Raw genomic sequence first — 18141 nt, 5'->3', positions numbered from 1 at the left:
CCGCCGCTCCCGTGCCCGCGTCGTCGTCGCCTGAGTTCCGGGGACTCCCACCTGCCGGTGGCTGCGGCATGGACGGGAGGTGGATGCGGACATGCCCCACTACGGCGATGCCCGGGCCGCGATCCCCGGTCTTCGGGCGCCGGGGGACGGGGGCACCGGTCCGCCTCGCCCCGCTGCGGAACCGGCCGCGCGAGCGCGGCTGCTGGCCTACGCGGGGGTGACGCTGGCCGCGGTGTACGTGCGCGGCGAGGACGGGGCCGAGCTGTGCCTGGTGGAGTCGGCAGAGGCCGGGCCGGAGCAGCGGTACCGGTTGCCGGGGCGGGTGGCGGTCCCGGTTGCGGGGGGCTCTCCCGGCGCGGGATCGGGCGCTTGCCCCGGTCCGGCGACGGACGTCGGCGCCCCCGGCCCCCCTTCCGCCGCCCCTCCCCCCGCACCCTCCCCCGGTGCCGGTTCCGGCGACACCCCTTCCGGCCCGGAGGCGGGAGGCGGTGGCCCGGCCGTCGCCGAGGCGTATCTGCGGGGGCGGCCCGTGTGGCTCGCGGGGGTGGTGCTCGACGGAGGGGACGAGGGCGTGGCCGCCTCCGCCCCGCTCGGGGCCCTGCCGCTGGGGGCGGCCGGTGGCTGGCTGGGGTGTCTCGTCGTGGTGGGAGAGGCCGGTGAGGGGTTCGGGTCCGAGCAGCGGGAGTTCCTGGAGCAGTACGCCGACGCCGTCGCCGGGCGGCTGCGCGGTGAGGCCGACCGGTCGGCGCCCTCGCCGCTGCTGGATTCGGCCCTGCGCGCCATGGGGGTCGGCTCCTTCGCCCTGTCGCCCGGGACCGGGCTGGTCGAGACGGACCCGGCGTTGCTCGAACTCGTCGGCATCCCCGAGGGCGGTTTCGACGGCAAGACCGACACTCTGCTCTCGGTCAGCGTGCCGGAGGACGTCCCCGCGCTGATGTCGGTCATGGAGCCGTCCGCACAGGCCCCGGGCCGCCGTGAGCTGGAGTTCCGTATCCGCAGGCCCACCGGTGAACTGTGCTGGCTGCGGCTGAACTGCCGGGTGCTGAAAGGGCTGGGCGGCGCTCCCGAGCGGGTGCTGGGCGTGGTGAGCGCGGCGCCCGTGCTGCGCCGCAGCGCCAGCGACGTCGCCCGGATCCAGTGGCTGACGGCCGCGCTCGACGACGCCACGACCGTCCGGGACGTCAGCCGTGTCGTCGTCGCCGCGTTGCGCGAGCCGCTGGGAGCGGACCGGGTGGCGCTCGCCGAGCTGCTGGAGGACCGGCTGGCGGTCACCGTGCTCGATCCGCCGGGTGCCGGTGCCTGGCCGGAGCTGTGGCGCCGTGAGTGGCGCTCGGAGTGGCCCGACGCGCCGGTCTCCGCCCTGCCCACGCTCCAGGCGGCACTGCGGGACGGGCGGATGAGCCTGTGGCCTGCGGGTTCCGTCCTGGAACCGGGGCTCGCGGGGATCGGCCCCGGCGGGCTCGCGGTGCTGCCGTTGCCGGCCAGGAGCGGGGTGGCCGGGGTGTGCCTGGTCGGCTGGGACACCCCGCACGAGTTCGCGCCCGAGGAGCGGGCCCTGCTGACCGCCACCGCCGGCCTGGTCGGGCAGGCCCTCAAGCGCGCGCACGCCTACGACGCCGAGCAGGAGCTCGCGACGATGCTCCAGCGCAGCCTGTTGCCGCGCCGGCTCCCCAAGCTGCCCGGGGGCACGGCCGTGGCCCGCTATCTGCCCGCCCGGCGCGGGCTCCAGGTGGGCGGCGACTGGTACGACGTGATCGCGCTGTCGGAGAGCAAGGTGGCCCTGGTCATCGGTGATGTGCAGGGGCACAGCGCCGGGGCCGCGACGATCATGGGCCAGATGCGTACGGCGGTAAGGGCCTACGCCGTGGAGGGGCATCCGCCGGACGTGGTCGTCGCGCACGCCAACCGGCTGCTCGTCGGCATGGAGACCGACCTGTTCGCCACCTGCTGCTACGTCGAACTGGACATGGAGGAGGGCAACGCGCTGTTCGTCCGGGCCGGGCACCTGGCTCCGCTGGCGCGGCATCCCGACGGCGGCACCGAGGAGATCGCGGTCGAGGGCGGGCTCCCGCTGGGCGTCCTCGCGGACGCGGAGTTCCCGCTGACGGCCCTCGCGCTCACCCCCGGATCGGTGCTCGCGCTGGTGACGGACGGTCTGGTCGAGTCGGCGGACCTCCAGGTGGACGAGGGGATGCGGCTCGTGCGCCAGGCGCTCGCGGCGGCGGATCCCGCCGACCCGGGGCGGATGGCCGACGCGCTGCTCGGCGAGGCCGGGCGGCGCGAGGACGACGTGGCGGTGCTGCTGCTGCGCTACGACGGGATGCGGATACGGCCGGTGCGGGCGGGCTGGGTGGTGTGGCGGCTGCCGGACGCGGTGATGCACGCCCGCCGCTTCAGCGCGCGCACCCTGCGTTCGTGGGGCATCGCCGCCGAGGCCGACAGCGTCCAGCTGGTGGTGTCGGAGCTGGTCACCAACGCGCTGGTGCACACGCAGGGCGCGGTCCGGGTGGAGCTGACCCTGGCGGCGGACCGGCTGCGGGTGACCGTGAGCGACTCCTCACCGCGGGCGCCCGCCAAGCCCGTGGTCGTGGACTGGGAGTCGACGGGCGGGCGTGGGCTCTTCCTGGTCGAGGCCATGTCGGCGGCCTGGGGTTCGGTGCCGGTGGGCGGCGGCAAGCAGGTGTGGAGCGAGATCGTCGTCACCCGTCGGGAGACGGAGCCCGGCGAGGAGCCGGACGAGGAACCGGAGACCGAGCCGGAGGAGGAGCGCAGGCCGGGCCGCGTCTGGGGCCTGGGCCGCGACCGGAGCTGGGGCCTGGGCCGCAGCCGGGACCGCCGCAAGTCCCGCGACCAGGGCCCGCGGCGCAACGGCGAGAGGCCCACGTCACGCGACGGCGAGCAGGCCACGGGCCGGACCGGCGACCCGCCCGGGAATCGCAACCGCGGGCACACCGCGCGTCGCGACGGCGCCCCGGCCACGGACCGGCCCGCCGACCGGCCCACGCAGGGGGGCGAAGCCCACGGGGCGGGCCCGGGCGCAGGAGATGCCCGGGCGCCGGGGCCGAACGCGAACCCTGCCCCGAGCCCGCACCCCGGCCCTCACCGCTCCCCCGAGGGAGGTCCCTGATGCGTGGGCTCGGTCTTCGTGGGCTCGGTCTGCGTGGGGCCGCCGGGCTGCTGGCGGTCCTGCTGGCCGTGTCCCTCGCCGGGTGTACGGACGGCGGGGAGGGCGAGGGCGAGCTGACCATCGGGCTGCTGCTGCCCAGCCGGGCCGTGCCCCGCTGGGAGAACTCGGACAGGCCCCTGATCGAGAAGCGGGTCAAGGAGCTGTGTTCCGAGTGCAGGGTCGTGTACGCCAACGCCGAGAACGACGCGGCGAGCCAGCGGCAGCAGATGACCTCCATGATCACCCGGGGCGTCTCGGCGCTGCTCCTGGACGTCGTCGATCCCAAAGCCCTGCGTTCCTCGGTGCACGCGGCGCAGCGCGAGGGCATCCCGGTCGTCGCCTACGACCGCCTCGCCGAAGGCCCGATCTCAGGTTTCGTCAGTTTCGACGGCCACCAGGTCGGCAGGCTCCAGGGCCAGGAGCTCCTGAAGGGCATGGGCGCCCGGGCCGACGGTGGCGGTGTCGTCATGGTGAACGGCGACCCGTCCAGCCCCAACGCCGCCTGGTACGAGGACGGGGCGCGGGCCGTCCTCCAGGACCGGGTGCGGATCCTGAAGTCGTACGACACCCTCGGCTGGCGTACGGAGAACGCGCACGACCACATGTCCGCCGCGATCAGCGACCTCGGCCCGAGCGCGATCGACGGGGTGCTCGCGGCCAACGACTCCATCGCGGCCGGTGTCGTCTCGGCCCTCAAGAGCGCCCGTGTCACGCCGCTGCCCCCGGTCACCGGGCAGGACGCGGATCTCGACGCCTTGCAGCGCATCGTCGAGGGCGAGCAGTACATGACCGTCTACAAGCCGTTCCGGCTGGAGACCGAGGCGGCCGCCGCGATGGCCGTGGCCCTGGCACGCGGCAACGACATCGACTCCCTGGTCACGACGACGGTGGACAGCCCCACGACCGAGGACGTCCCGGCGATCCTGCTCACGCCCACCGCCGTGACGCGCGAGACGATCGGCCGGACGCTCGTCCGGGACGGTGTCTACACGGTCGGCCAGATCTGCACCCCGAAGCTCCGCCCGGCCTGTGTCCGGGCCGGACTCATCCGGTGAGCGAGGTGGTCCCCGTGTCCCATCCCCCCGTACTGGCGTTGCGCGGCATCACCAAGCGGTTCGGCGGCGTCCAGGCGCTGGTGGACGTCGACCTGCAGGTCCGGGCCGGTGAGGTCGTGGCCCTGGCGGGCGACAACGGAGCGGGCAAGTCCACGCTGGTCAAGGTGATCTCCGGGGTCAGCCCCGCCGACCGGGGCGTCATCGAGTGGGAGGGGCACCTCGTGCAGATCAAACGCCCGCACGACGCCCACGCCCTGGGCATCGCGACCGTCTACCAGGACCTCGCCATGTGCGACAACCTGGACGTCGTCGGCAATCTCTTCCTCGGCCGCGAGATCGACCGGGTGGGCGTCCTCGACGAGGTGGAGATGGAGCGCCGGTCCCGGGACCTGATGCGTGCGCTGTCGATCCGCATCCCCGACGTGCGGGTGCCGGTCGCCGCGCTGTCGGCCGGGCAGCGGCAGGCCGTCGCGATCTCCCGCTCGCTGATGGGCGCCCCCAAGGTGCTGCTGCTCGACGAGCCCACCGCCGCCCTCGGCGTGGAGCAGACCAGTCATCTGCTCGATCTGATCGAGCAGGTCCGCGACCGCGGTATGGCGATCATCCTCATCAGCCACAACATGGGTGACATCAAGGCCGTCGCCGACCGGGTCGCGGTGCTGCGGCTGGGCCGCAACAACGGTCTGTTCGACGTGAGCACCGTGACCCAGGAGCAGATCATCTCCTCCGTCACGGGGGCGGCGGACAACGCCGTGGCCCATCGCTCGAAGGGCGACGAGGAGGCGTGGCCGTGAGCCGCGGCGGACCGCACCGGGACGGCGGACCGGCGGGGCCGGGCAGCGCCGGTCCGCTCACCACCGATCGTGAGCGGCGCGCCGCGCGCGGCTGGCGGGACGGTGTGCGCCAGTACGCGCATGAGGTCCGAGGCAGTGTGCGGGGCGGAGAGCGGGGTCCGCTGCTGGTTCTCGCGGGGCTGCTCGTGATCTGGATCGTCTTCCAGGGGCTGGACGACAAGTTCCTCTCGCCGCGCAACCTGTCCAACCTGAGCGTGGACATCGTCGGGACGGGGCTGGTCGCGGTCGGGATCGTGTTCGTGCTGCTGATCCGGGAGATCGATCTGTCGGTCGGCTCGGTCAGCGGCCTGGCGGGGGCGGCGTTCGCCGTGCTGAACGTGAACCACGGAGTGCCGGAGTGGCTGGCGGTGATCGTGGCGGTGGCCGTGGGCACGGCGGTGGGCGCCTTCCACGGGTTCTTCCACGCCTGGCTCGGCGTGCCCGCGTTCGTGGTGACACTGGCGGGGCTGCTGATCTGGAACGGCCTGACGCTGTATCTGCTGGGGGCCAGCGGCACGATCAACATCGACGAGGAGGGCCTGGTCGCCTCCCTGACCAGCCGGCACTTCGGCAACCACCTGGTGGCGTACGGGGTCGCCGCGCTCGGTACGGCCGGGTACTTCCTGGCCGCCCACCGCCGGCGCAGCCGCCACCGGGCGGCCGGGATGCCCTACCGGACGGAGGGCGACATAGGGATGCGCACCGGCCTGCTGGCGGTGGTGGCCTTCGCCGGTGCCTACACCCTCAACCGGTTCCAGGGGCTGCCGCTGGCACTGCTGATCTTCCTGGTGGTCCTGGTCGTCTCGGACTACCTGCTGCGCCGTACCCGCTACGGACGGCGGGTGTACGCGGTCGGTGGCGGGGTCGAGGCGGCGCGGCGGGCCGGGATCGGGGTGGAGCGGGTGCGGGTCGCGATGTTCATGGTGTCGGGGACGCTGGCCGCGTTCGGCGGGCTGTTCGTGGCGTCGGGACTGACCTCGGCGAGTCCCACGACGGCGCGGGCCGCCGGTTCGGGGATGCTGCTGATCAACGCCATCGCGGCGGCCGTCATCGGCGGGACGAGTCTGTTCGGCGGGCGGGGCTCGCCCTGGTCGGTGCTGCTCGGTGTGGTGGTGATCCAGTCGATCGCCTCGGGGATGGGGCTGCTGGGGGTCCAGGACGCCGTGCAGTTCATGATCACGGGTGGGGTGCTGCTGGCAGCCGTGGCGGCCGACGCGCTGTCCAGACGCGCTCAGGCCCGAGGTGGCCGACCATGAGTGACACAGTGTCCAGAACGAGCCGATTATTACGTTTCTCACGAAACGCCTAAGAAAGAGCAAAGGTGGGTACTGGCTGAGATGTCATGAAACGCAGCCGCCTCACCCAGGTGGCCGTGGCCGTCACGGCCGCCGCCGGTCTGGTCCTCGCCGGGTGCGGTGACGCCGATCTGTCCGGCGGCGAGGAGCAGACCCGGCTCAGCGTGCTCGCGACGGACGTGCCGCAGATCCAGACCCTGAAGAAGCTCACCAAGAGGCATTTCACGGCGGAGACCGGCATCACCGTCGACTACACGCTGCTGCCGGAGAACGAGGCGCGGGAGAGGATGAACCGCGAGTTCGCGACCCAGGCCGGTACCTACGACGTGGCGAGTGTCAGCGCCTACGAGGCGCCGATCTACGCGGACAACGGCTGGCTCGCACCGCTGGACCCCTACGTGAAGGCCGACGAGGACTTCGACCAGGACGACGTCTTCCCGAACCTGGCGTCCTCGCTGACCGGCGACGACGGCAAGATCTACGCCGAGCCGTTCTACGGCGAGGGCTCCTTCCTGATGTACCGCAAGGACCTGTTCCGCAAGGACGGGCTGACCATGCCGGCGAACCCGACCTGGAAGCAGGTCGCCGACCTCGCCGCCCAGGTCGACGGCTCCGAGGGCGCGAGCGGCATCTGCCTGCGCGGCATGCCCGGCTGGGGACAGAACCTCGCCCCGATCAACACGGTCGTCAACACCTTCGGCGGCGCCTGGTACGACATGGACTGGAACGCCCGGCTGACCTCACCGGAGTTCAAGAAGGCCGTCGGGTTCTACGTCGGCCTGCTGCGCTCCCACGGCCAGCCCGGTCCCGAGCGGATGGGCGTGCTGGAGATCATGGACAGCTTCGTCGAGGGCAAATGCGCCATGATGTACGACGCCACGTCGCTGGCCTCGTCGATCGAGGCCGACAGTTCCCCGGTCAAGGGCAAGGTGGGATACGTCCCGGCCCCGCACGACAAGACCGACAAGGCGGGCTGGGTGTGGACCTGGGCCTGGGGCATCCAGCAGGCGTCCGAGCACAAGGACGCCGCCTGGGAGTTCATCTCCTGGGCCTCCTCCAAGGAGTTCCAGGAACTGGTCGGCCGGGAGGTGGGCTGGACCTCGGCGCCCGCCGGGAACCGCAAGTCGCTCTACGAGAAGCCCGACTACCAGCAGGCGGCCGGTGCCTGGTACCGGCAGGAGTACACGGCGGCGACGGACTCCGCCGATCCGAGGGACCCGGGCGTCGGCCCCCGCCCCTACACCGGCATCGGCTTCCTGGGCATCCCCGAGTTCGCCGTGCTGGGGACGGCGGTCTCCGAGCAGATCGCCGCGGCCATCGCCGGCCGGCAGTCCGTGGACGCGGCCCTCGACAAGGCGCAGGACCTCGCCCAGGCCGCCGCGGCGAAGTACCGCGGCGAGTGAACCGGCCGCCGCTCGCCAGGGCCGCCTTCGTACGCAAGGCCCGCGCCGCTCGCCGGGGCCGCCGCCGTACGGCGCGGGCCGCGCCCCCGGTCACCCGGGGACGCGGCCCTCGAACTGCCTTCGCGGTCCGCTTACTTGCGGATCAGGCTGCGCAGCACGTACTGCATGATGCCGCCGTTGCGGTAGTAGTCCGCCTCGCCGGGGGTGTCGATGCGGACGACCGCGTCGAACTCGACGCCGGTGTCGGTGGTGACCTTCACCGTGCGCGGGGTGGTGCCGTTGTTGAGCTCCTCGACGCCGGTGAAGTCGAAGGTCTCCTCACCGGTGAGGCCGAGGGACGCGGCGGTCTGGCCCTCCGGGAACTGCAGCGGCAGGACGCCCATGCCGATGAGGTTCGAGCGGTGGATGCGCTCGTAGGACTCGGCGATGACGGCCTTGACGCCCAGGAGCGCGGTGCCCTTGGCGGCCCAGTCACGGGACGAGCCGGAGCCGTACTCCTTGCCCGCGAGCACGACGAGCGGGATGCCCTGCTCGATGTAGTTGCGGGAGGCGTCGTAGATGAAGCTCACCGGGCCGTCGGCCTGGGTGAAGTCGCGGGTGTAGCCGCCCTCGGTGCCCGGCGCGATCTGGTTGCGCAGGCGGATGTTGGCGAACGTGCCGCGGATCATGACCTCGTGGTTGCCTCGGCGCGAGCCGTAGGAGTTGAAGTCACGACGCTCCACACCGTGCTCGGTGAGGTACTGGCCGGCCGGGGTGTCGGCCTTGATGGCGCCGGCCGGGGAGATGTGGTCGGTGGTGACCGAGTCGCCCAGCTTGGCGAGCACGCGGGCGCCCGAGATGTTCTCCACCGGGGCCGGCTCGTGGGCCATGCCCTCGAAGTACGGGGGCTTGCGCACGTAGGTGGACTCGGCGTCCCACTCGAAGGTGTTGCCGGTCGGGATGGGCAGCGCCTGCCACTGGGCGTCGCCCGCGAAGACGTCGCTGTAGGACTTGGAGAACATGTCCTCGCCGATGGCGTTGGCGACGACGTCGTTCACCTCGGCCTCGGAGGGCCAGATGTCCTTCAGGAAGACCGGGTTGCCGTCCTGGTCGGTGCCCAGGGCGTCCCGGGTGACGTCGACCTTCATGGAGCCGGCGAGCGCGTAGGCCACCACCAGCGGCGGGGAGGCCAGGTAGTTCATCTTGACGTCGGGGTTGATCCGGCCCTCGAAGTTCCGGTTGCCGGAGAGGACCGAGGTGACCGCGAGGTCGTGGTCGTTGACGGCCTTGGAGACCTCCTCCGGCAGCGGGCCGGAGTTGCCGATGCAGGTGGTGCAGCCGTAGCCGACGAGGTTGAAGCCGACCTTGTCGAGGTAGGGGGTCAGGCCCGCCTTCTCGAAGTAGTCGGTGACGACCTTGGAGCCGGGCGCGAGGGTGGTCTTGACCCACGGCTTGCGGGTCAGGCCCTTCTCCACCGCCTTCTTGGCCACCAGTGCGGCGGCGACCATGACGTACGGGTTGGAGGTGTTGGTGCAGGAGGTGATGGCCGCGACCGTGACCGCGCCGTGGTCGATCTCGTACGACGTGCCGTCGGGGGCGGTCACGGTGACCGGGTTGGACGGGGTGCCGTTCGGGATCGTCGAGGGCGCGTCGGAGCCCGGGAAGGACTCCTTGCTGGCCTCGTACTCGTCGTTGACGTAGGTGCGCACGTCCTGCGCGAACTGCTCGGCGGCGTTCGCCAGGACGATGCGGTCCTGCGGGCGCTTCGGGCCGGCGATGGACGGCACGACGGTCGACAGGTCGAGCTCGAGCTTCTCGGAGAAGTCGGGCTCGGCGGCCGGGTCGAGCCAGAGGCCCTGCTCCTTGGCGTACGCCTCGACCAGTGCGAGCTGCTGCTCGCTGCGGCCGGTGAGCCGCATGTAGTTGATGGTCTCGTCGTCGATCGGGAAGATCGCGGCGGTGGAGCCGAACTCCGGCGACATGTTGCCGATGGTGGCGCGGTTGGCCAGCGAGGTGGCGGCGACGCCCTCGCCGTAGAACTCGACGAACTTGCCGACGACGCCGTGCTTGCGCAGCATCTCGGTGATCGTGAGGACGAGGTCGGTGGCGGTGGTGCCGGCCTGGAGCTCACCGGTGAGCTTGAAGCCGACGACGCGCGGGATGAGCATGGAGACCGGCTGGCCGAGCATGGCGGCCTCGGCCTCGATGCCGCCGACGCCCCAGCCGAGCACGCCGAGGCCGTTGACCATGGTGGTGTGCGAGTCGGTGCCGACCAGGGTGTCCGGGTAGGCCTTGCCCTCGCGGACCATGACGACACGGGCCAGGTGCTCGATGTTCACCTGGTGGACGATGCCGGTGCCGGGCGGGACGACCTTGAACTCGTCGAAGGCGGTCTGGCCCCAGCGCAGGAACTGGTAGCGCTCCTTGTTGCGGCCGTACTCCAGGTCGACGTTCTGCTTGAAGGCGTCGTTGGTGCCGAACTTGTCGGCGATGACGGAGTGGTCGATGACCAGCTCGGCCGGCGCCAGCGGGTTGATCTTCGCCGGGTCGCCGCCCAGCTCCTTGACGGCCTCGCGCATGGTCGCGAGGTCCACGACGCAGGGGACGCCGGTGAAGTCCTGCATGATCACGCGGGCCGGCGTGAACTGGATCTCCTGGCTGGGCTGGGCCTGCGAGTCCCATCCGCCGAGGGCGCGGATGTGGTCGGCGGTGATGTTCGCGCCGTCCTCGGTACGGAGCAGGTTCTCCAGCAGGACCTTGAGGCTGTAGGGAAGGCGGGCCGAGCCCTCCACCTTGTCCAGCCGGAAGATCTCGTACGACTCGTCGCCCACCTGCAGCGTGCTGCGGGCGTCGAAGCTGTTCGCCGACACGACAGTCTCCTTCATTGATGTGCGCGTACCACCACGATCCTGCCGCCACGGCATCTCGGCCGATCCGCTAAGGTAAGGCTAAGTTAGGTAACCCTTACCGCCGGATGCGATGGCGGCGTGCGGCTGCGGTGCTCTCCGTACAGATATCTCGATGTCGAGATAACTCTAATACACGAGCGCCGAATGGTCATGCCCCGGCGCCTGACCGCTCTCATCCATTCGAGGCGTTTACTCAGCGAACCCAGTCGTTCGGCCTTCCGTCTCAGTGAACCTAGCCGTACGGGCTAAACGCGCTGGGGGTGCTGGTGGCCGTACCGGCTGGGGTGGATCTCGCAGGGCCGTACGTCGAGCTGTCGTACGTGGACGCCGTACGTCAGCGGCAGCGCCGGCCTCTGCTGGACTGTGTGACGGCTCGATTCGAGGACGTGGCACCGGTACGGCCGTTCCGGTGGTCCCGTGGTGAGCGTCACTTCGCCGGCTGGTACTGGGCGGCGACGACTGGGCAGCACGTGGGCTTCGAGTCCTGGCTGGAGCGGGACCGGCTTGTGCTCATGGACTTCGATCCGCAGGTGACGGGGATCGCCTCGCAGCCCTTCTGGCTGCACTGGCACGACGGGGCACGGGAGCGTCGGCACGCTCCGGACTACTTCGTGCGCCGGGTGGACGGCTCGGCCGTGGTCGTCGATGTCCGCGCGGACGAGCGGATCGAGCCGAAGGACGCGGAAGCGTTCGAGGTGACGCGGATCGCCTGCGCTCAGGCGGGTTGGCGATTCGAGCGGGTCGGGAAGCCGGAGCCGGTGTTGCTGGCGAATGTCCGGTGGCTGTCGCGTTACCGGCACCCGCGGTGCCTGCATCCCACGGCTGCGGACCGCCTGCGGGAGGTCTTCGCGACGCCGGGGCCGCTGCTGCCCGGAGCCGACGCGGCGGGTGACCGGCTCGCGACGCTGCCTGCGCTGTTCCACCTGCTCTGGCGTCAGGAACTGGTTGCCGATGACCTGTCGATCCAGCTGCTGGGTCCGCGCACGGTCGTGGGCCGGGTCGAACGGGGTGGCCATTGAACAGGCAGGGGCGCAAGGTCCGCCCGGCTCGCGGAGTTTCCCGAGACAGCGGCTGAACAGGCGCTTTGGTGGGAGGGCCACATCCTGGAGGTGCTGCACGGACTGCCGCCGGGGGCGTCCGATGGGGCAGTGTCTCGGCCGGAGTTCGACCCGAGGCAGCACTCATTGGCTGAGCGTGAGCGGGCCAAGGCGGCCGAGTTGACGGCGGCCGGGCACAAGGTGACTGCCAGCGGGATCAAGCAGCGGCGCCAGCGCTACCAGCGTGACGGGTTGGTCGGGCTGGCCGACGGCCGGTCGGCCAAGCAGATGCCGGCCTTCGGCAAGGTCCATGCGGCGGTGGTGGAGGCGATGCAGCAGGCGATCGACGAGACGTCCGAGGACTCGTCGAAGACGATCGGATTCGTCGTCTGGAGGACTAAGGCGATCCTGGCCGACCGTGAGGATGGCGCCGGTGTCGAGGTTCCTTCCCGGGCCACTCTCTACCGGCTCTACAGCAAGCTGGCGACGGGCACGCACGCGACGGGTTCGGCCCGCACACGCCGGTCGGTCAAGGCCCGGCCGCCCGGCCCGTTCGGAGAGGTTCCGGCCAGTGCACCGGGCGAGCTGATGCAGATCGACTCGACTCCGCTGGATGTGCTGGTGCGCCTGGACGACGGGATCGCGGAGAAAGTCGAGTTGACGGCGATGGTCGACATCGCGACGAGGTCGATCACGGCGGCGGTGCTGCGGCCGACCACGAAGGCCGCGGACGCTTCCGCGCTGCTGGCCCGCAGCGTCACCCCGGAGGCGATGCAGCCCGGCTGGTCAGAGGCCCTGCGGATGTCCCGTTCGGTGCTGCCGCACCGGCGGTTGCTGACGTTGGACGAGCGCCTGGAGCACGCGGCGGCACGGCCGGTAATCGTGCCGGAGACGATCGTCTGCGACCACGGAAAGGTATTCGTCTCGCGGAACTTCCGAGCCTCCTGCCGGTATCTGGGCATCAACCTGCAACCGGCCCACAAGGCGACGCCGACCGACAAGGGCACGATCGAGAAGACTCTGGGCTCGGTGGCCACGCTGTTCGCCCAATTCGTCGCGGGCTACACCGGCTCGACCACGGACCGTCGCGGCCGGAAGCTGGAGGACGGGCCGCTGTGGTCTCTTCCTGAACTCCAGAACCTGCTCGATGAGTGGGTCATCGCCGTCTGGCAGACCAGGCCGCATGACGGGCTACGTGATCCGCAGGCGCCGGGGCGAGCGTTCTCGCCGAACGAGAAGTACGCGATGCTGCTTCAGTCCTGCGGCTACGTCCCGGTTCCGCTGGACGGCGAGGACTATGTCGAGTTGCTGCCCGAGCGGTGGCAGGCGATCAACAGCTACGGCATCCGGATCAAGCACCGCACCTACGACGACGGCGAACTGGGTCCGTTGCGCCGCCAGCACTCCGGGGTGATGGAGAAGAAGGGCTTGTGGGAGATCCACCACGACCCCTACGACATCTCCCGGATCTGGGTACGCGACCGCCGGCGCAATCGGTGGATCACCGTGTTCTGGAAACACCTGCACCGCATCGGTGCCCCGTTCGGGGAACTGGCCTGGGACCACGCCTGCGAGCAGGTCCCCGGCGGCACGGAGGAACAGATCGCGGACGCCGCCGCCGCGCTGCTGCGGCGGGCCCACGACGGTCCCACCCCCAAGCAGGGGCCTGCGGCCAAACGGTCCCGGCGCGTCGCCGCACGGACCCGGGCCACCGCCCCTGACCGGCCCGTCCCCGATCCGCCCGCCGACGAGACCGTTCAGGGAGATCAGGCGGACACCGAGCTGGCCGAAGTCATCTCGCTGGGTCTCTTCGACCCGCTCGCGAACCCCTGGAGGCGTCCGTGACCATCTCCGAACCGGCAACCCGGCACACCACGCTCCAGGAAGCGGATGCCGAGGCCAACCGGCAGTTGACCACCCTGGACGGATGGCGCACGTTCGCCGCCGGGCCACCCAGCCCTCCGGTCCTGCTGACTTCCGCCGAGCTGGCCAAGCTGTCTCCGACCGAGCGGGCGCTCTATGACGACGACCGGCTCGACCACCACGCACGGATGCTGGTGGTCGCCACCTCGTTCGTCGAGAAGACAGTGGTCTGCGGCCGGCGCCTGGTCCTGCTGAACCGGCACGCGATCAGCGCCCGCCGCGGCCTGATGGTCTCCGGGCTGCCCGGAACGGGCAAGACCAGCGCGATAACCCAACTCGGGCTCGCCCACGAACTGCTCGACCGGGCCCGCCACCCGAACGTCACCGACCGCATCCCGGTGCTCTACATCACCGTTCCGCCCGCGGCGTCCGCCCGCATGGTCGCGGCCGAGTTCGCGCGCTTCCTGGGGCTGCCGGTCCGGGCCAGATCAAACATGACCGACATCATCGAAGCGGTGGTCGGCGTCTGCATGGACACCCGCACCGGTCGGGTCCTCGTCGACGAAATCCACAACGTCTCTCAGGTCACACGGGCCGGGGCCGAGGTCTCCGACACCCTGAAGTACTTCTCCGAGCGCATCCCCGCGACATTCGTCTACGCAGGCATCAACCTCGACACCAGTGAGCTCCTGGCCGGCACCCGGGGCGCCCAGATCGCAGGCCGCTTCACCCTCGTTCCCACCCGCCCGTTCCCCTACGGCGACGAGTGGAAGGGACTGGTCGCAACGATGGAGAAGACCCTGCTGCTCCACGATCACCCGCCGGGCAGCCTGGTCAAGCTGGACCGCTACCTCCACAAGCGGGCCGACGGCATGATCGGCGCGCTCTCGCACGCGATCCGGGGCGCCGCGATCGACGCGATCCTCAGCGGCAGAGAACGCGTGACCAAGGCAGGTCTCGACGCGATCCCCCTGGACCATGCCGCAGAAGCGGCGAAGAAGGGCCGCTGAGGTGTCCCGCCCGCTGCCCGAGCTGCCTCGCCCGCTGGCGCCGCTGCCCGTCCGACTACGCCCCTGCGTCGGCGAGATCACGGACTCCTACGTCCGCCGCCTCGCCCGCGCGAACCATCTCAAGCCGAGCTATCTCCACTGCTTCCTCAACGGACCGCCCTTCTGGTTCGGCAAGCCCCAACTGGACCGCCTGGCCGCGGTTTCCGGCCGCTCCGAGGAGTCTTTGGACCGGGCGCTCGCTGACGCCAGTTCCCCGCGCGGCCGCATGAAGCCCAACCCGCGGGCTGCTCGAACCGAGCTGTTCCCCGGTCAGCCCCATCTCGCCTTGCTCATCTACATCGACGCCCGCAGAGGCCACACCATTCAGGATCTGGCCCTGCGTCACCACGTCCCTCGCCGTCTCGTCCGCCTCGCCCTGGACACGATGCAGCCGCCTCCCCGAGGGGTCGAACGAAGCCATTCGCATCTCGACAGCGAGCTCATGGAGCCCATCCAGGCCATGCTGGATCAAGGCCTCGGACCGAAACAGATCTGGCTGAACCTCATGGACGACCACGACGCCTCTGTGTCCTACACGCTGCTTCGCCACTACCTCCGCTTGCGCGGCCCTCAGCGCTACGCCGCGCCATGGCAGTCCTGACTCGCGGCCCGGCACACCGCTGCGGAAATTCGACCGCCGCGGAGCCGCTGCCCTGCTGGTTCTTGGTGTGGGCGAGGCGGACCGCACACACGAGAGTCCCGAGCTACCGGCCCGGGCCCGCGCCGACGCGGGCCAGCACCTCGTCGGCCAGCTCCCTTGGGCTCAGCTCGCCGTCCAGGAACACGGTGTCTCCGGGCAGCGTGTCCACCGCGTCCATACACAACTCGATCTTGGACTTGCACCACCCACGCACCCGCTCATCCTGCTCGGGATCATCCGGCGTGAAGCTCCGCCCGTCGATCCGCTTCACCAGCACATCCTCGGAAACCTTGAGGAAGAAGTGGTGAACAGCAATCCCCGCCTCCTTCAGCGCACCGAAGATCTCACCGACATAGCCGGGATTGACCAGCGTCATGGGCACCAGCACGGGCCGCTGATACTCCTCGACGAGTCCCACGGCCAGGTCCGAGACCTGCCGTCTCCACAGCCGCAGATCCTGAAAATCGCCGGTCGGGACGTCCACGATCTCGCGCAGCACATAGCCGACCATCTCCGGGTCATAGACCAGCGCCTCGGGCCAGCGCGGACGTAGTTCGTCCACCAGCGTGCTCTTCCCACTGCCGAACGCGCCATTCACCCAGACGATCACAGACATCTCCCCATCGATGGATACCCCCTGAGCCACACCGCGACGCGAGGGTGGGGGCCATAGCCCACTGACAGATCATGCCCGAACGATCGACAAATGGGGCCTCAAGCTGACGAGTGAGGCCAGCTGACTCTCCAGAAGCCAGTCGTCTCACGGAAGACAGTCCGCCCAGGTCAGCCGCACCCCCGTCGACTAACTTCACTGAGACAGGACAGCGCCCGCTGTCCGCTGTCATCCAATCGAGGCGTTTGACAGCGAACCCAGTCGTTTCGGGTTCCTTGCCAGCGAACCTAGTCGTACGAGGGGACGTACTGGGGGTGCTGGATGGCTGTACCGGCCGGGGTGGATCTTGCGGAGCCGTACGTCGAGCTGTCGTACGTGGATGCGGTACGGGAGTGTCGTCGGCGTCCGCTGCTGGACTGTGTGACGGCTCGGTTCGAGGACGTGGCCGCGGTACGGCCGTTTCGCTGGTCGCGTGGTGAGCGTCACTTCTCGGGCTTGTACTGGGCGGCGACGACCGGGCGGCATGTCGGTTTCGGTCGTGGCTGGAGCGGGACCGGCTTGTGCTGATGGACTTCGATCCCGGGGTGGTGGGGATCGCCTCGCAGCCGTTCTGGCTGCACTGGCACGACGGCGAGCGGGAGCGTCGGCATGCTCCGGACTACTTCGTACGCCGCGCGGACGGCTCTGCGGTGGTCGTGGATGTCCGCGCCGATGATCGGATCGAGCCGAGGGACGCGGAGGCGTTCGAGGTGACCCGTCTGGCCTGCCGTCAGGCGGGATGGGGCTTCGAGCGGGTCGGGGTGCCGGAGGAGGCGCGCACAACACAAACAGAGCTGTTCGCCGACGATCCCAACCTTCCTGTGTTCATCTACACCCCGCAGAGGCCACAGCATCCAGGACCTGGCTCTGCGCCACCAGGTCTCCCGGCGTCTCGTCCGCCTCGCCCAGGACACCATGCAACCGCCTCCCCGAGGAGTCGACCGGAGCTATGGAGGCTTCGACAGCGACCTCATCAAGAACATCCGGACCTTGGCGAATGAGGGCCTCGGATCGAAACAGATCTGGCTGAGGCTCATGGACGACTACGAAACCTCCGTGTCCTGCACGATGCTCCGCCACTTCGTCCGTCAGTACTGCCCCCGACGGCACAATGCTGCAAAAGGAAGCCCCCGCTCTCCACAAGGTCACTTTCAGTAACTTCCCGAATCGAGCCGAGATGTCCCGTCTCAGCCGATCGGTTCATGTTGGTGCTGTGTCGGTGGGGACGGCACGCGATCGTCTCCGTCACGGCTTACGATGCGGGCGACATCATGTCGTCGACTCCAGAATGCGGTCGAGCGTCTGGCGCCCCATTCTGCTCATCGTCGGATTGCTCTCGACGTAGTACCAGACAAGACCCATCGCCTGTTCGAAGGCCCATGCCTTGCCACGCTCCCACTCCAGATCGTCGCAGGCCAGTGTCCGCCGGAGCACTTCCCGCGGACCCGGTTGCAGCAGGTGCCAGGCGCTGACCAGATCCAGCGCGGGGTCGGCCGGACCGAAGCCGCCGGTGTCGAGCACGCCGCTGAGCCGGTCTCCTGTGACCAGTACGTTGCCGGGAATCAGGTCACCGTGGCTCATCACGTCGGCACTCGTGCGCGGCAACTCCCGGTAGTGGCTCCACAGTCGGCGCAGCCGGGGCACGTCGAGCAGCCCCTGGCTCGCCTCGAAGCACTTCTCCATCCAGGCGTCGTGGTGAGCGAGAACGCCGCCGCGATTGTCGCCGCCGAAAAGCCGACCCCGCGTCTCGGCTTCCCGCAGGGCCGCGATGAAGGCGGCAAGGTCCTCGGCGAAAGCGTCCGACCCACTCGGGTCGGCATCGAAGGCGACCGTTCCCGGCAGCCACGTCTGGACCGACCACGGCATGGGATAACCCGCTCCAGGCTTTCCCAGGGCGACGGGTTCCGGAACGGGAAACCGAGACACCTGTGCCAGCTCCGCGCTCGCCTGGGCTTCCCGTTCCAGAACCGCCAGCGCCTCCGCGGCATCGGTCAGACGCAGCGGGAAACGCGCGGAGAGGTCGTCCCCGATGCGGAAGATGGCGTGGACCGTCCCGGTCGACGACAGGAGCCGGATCGCCTTGCCGCTCCACTGAGGGAACTGTTCTTGGATCAAGGTCGCAACGATGTCGGTGGTCATGTCCACTTGGTCATCGTGCATGGTCAATCTCGCAGGCCCTTCGACTAGTCCGGTTCGAAACGACGGAAGCAGTCCAGATCAACTGAGACGACAGCCAGTATTCAGACGCCAGGTTCCAGAT

Annotated in this window: 13 protein-coding genes; 10 read left to right on the top strand and 3 right to left on the bottom strand. The window is 70.0% G+C overall.

What is annotated here, in order from left to right; all coding sequences use genetic code 11:
- Positions 1-91: 91 nt before the first annotated feature.
- From ACFCXS_RS28270 to ACFCXS_RS28250, 5 genes are all read left to right on the top strand, one after another.
- Positions 92-3127, top strand: a complete 3036-nt coding sequence (locus ACFCXS_RS28270; RefSeq protein ID WP_376646157.1) for a SpoIIE family protein phosphatase — start codon at positions 92-94, stop codon at positions 3125-3127.
- Complete coding sequence (locus ACFCXS_RS28265; RefSeq protein WP_376646156.1) at positions 3127-4221, top strand: substrate-binding domain-containing protein; 1095 nt, start codon at positions 3127-3129, stop codon at positions 4219-4221. The genes ACFCXS_RS28270 and ACFCXS_RS28265 overlap by 1 nt, the downstream gene beginning before the upstream one ends.
- A gap of 14 nt (positions 4222-4235) precedes the next feature.
- Positions 4236-5015, top strand: a complete 780-nt coding sequence (locus ACFCXS_RS28260; RefSeq protein ID WP_376646155.1) for an ATP-binding cassette domain-containing protein — start codon at positions 4236-4238, stop codon at positions 5013-5015.
- Positions 5012-6310 carry a sugar ABC transporter permease gene (locus tag ACFCXS_RS28255; RefSeq protein ID WP_376646154.1) on the top strand — a complete coding sequence of 433 codons (1299 nt, stop codon included), beginning with the start codon at positions 5012-5014 and terminating at the stop codon, positions 6308-6310. The genes ACFCXS_RS28260 and ACFCXS_RS28255 overlap by 4 nt, the downstream gene beginning before the upstream one ends.
- 86 nt (positions 6311-6396) lie before the next feature.
- Entirely contained in the window at positions 6397-7752 is a 1356-nt protein-coding gene (locus ACFCXS_RS28250; protein WP_376646153.1) for an ABC transporter substrate-binding protein, read from the top strand.
- Between the two features lie 131 nt (positions 7753-7883).
- Here ACFCXS_RS28250 and acnA read toward each other — a convergent pair whose 3' ends face one another.
- Entirely contained in the window at positions 7884-10601 is a 2718-nt protein-coding gene (acnA, locus tag ACFCXS_RS28245) for an aconitate hydratase AcnA (RefSeq protein ID WP_376646152.1), read from the bottom strand.
- A gap of 305 nt (positions 10602-10906) precedes the next feature.
- On the opposite strand from acnA, the gene ACFCXS_RS28240 reads away from it, so the two are divergent.
- From ACFCXS_RS28240 to ACFCXS_RS28225, 4 genes are all read left to right on the top strand, one after another.
- Complete coding sequence (locus ACFCXS_RS28240; RefSeq protein WP_376646151.1) at positions 10907-11659, top strand: TnsA-like heteromeric transposase endonuclease subunit; 753 nt, start codon at positions 10907-10909, stop codon at positions 11657-11659.
- 348 nt (positions 11660-12007) lie between these two features.
- Entirely contained in the window at positions 12008-13522 is a 1515-nt protein-coding gene (locus tag ACFCXS_RS28235; RefSeq protein ID WP_376646277.1) for a Mu transposase C-terminal domain-containing protein, read from the top strand.
- Entirely contained in the window at positions 13519-14550 is a 1032-nt protein-coding gene (locus ACFCXS_RS28230; protein ID WP_376646150.1) for an ATP-binding protein, read from the top strand. The genes ACFCXS_RS28235 and ACFCXS_RS28230 overlap by 4 nt, the downstream gene beginning before the upstream one ends.
- A 1-nt stretch (position 14551) precedes the next feature.
- Positions 14552-15190, top strand: coding sequence for a hypothetical protein (locus ACFCXS_RS28225; RefSeq protein ID WP_376646149.1), 639 nt, complete (start codon positions 14552-14554; stop codon positions 15188-15190).
- A 103-nt stretch (positions 15191-15293) separates the two neighbouring features.
- Here the strand turns inward: ACFCXS_RS28225 and ACFCXS_RS28220 are convergent, their stop codons facing one another.
- Entirely contained in the window at positions 15294-15839 is a 546-nt protein-coding gene (locus ACFCXS_RS28220; protein WP_376646148.1) for an AAA family ATPase, read from the bottom strand.
- Between the two features lie 569 nt (positions 15840-16408).
- On the opposite strand from ACFCXS_RS28220, the gene ACFCXS_RS28215 reads away from it, so the two are divergent.
- On the top strand, positions 16409-16882 hold the full coding sequence (locus ACFCXS_RS28215) for a TnsA-like heteromeric transposase endonuclease subunit (RefSeq protein WP_376646147.1): 474 nt from the start codon (positions 16409-16411) through the stop codon (positions 16880-16882).
- Between the two features lie 268 nt (positions 16883-17150).
- On the opposite strand, the gene ACFCXS_RS28210 is transcribed toward ACFCXS_RS28215, so the two are convergent.
- Positions 17151-18041 carry an aminoglycoside phosphotransferase family protein gene (locus tag ACFCXS_RS28210; protein WP_376646276.1) on the bottom strand — a complete coding sequence of 297 codons (891 nt, stop codon included), beginning with the start codon at positions 18039-18041 and terminating at the stop codon, positions 17151-17153.
- Positions 18042-18141: the final 100 nt, after the last annotated feature.

The sequence above is a fragment of the Streptomyces sp. NPDC056373 genome (genome assembly GCF_042262425.1).
Taxonomy (GTDB): domain Bacteria; phylum Actinomycetota; class Actinomycetes; order Streptomycetales; family Streptomycetaceae; genus Streptomyces.
The sequence above is the reverse complement of the archived record's forward strand: the minus strand, read 5'-3'. Positions and strand labels throughout refer to the sequence as shown.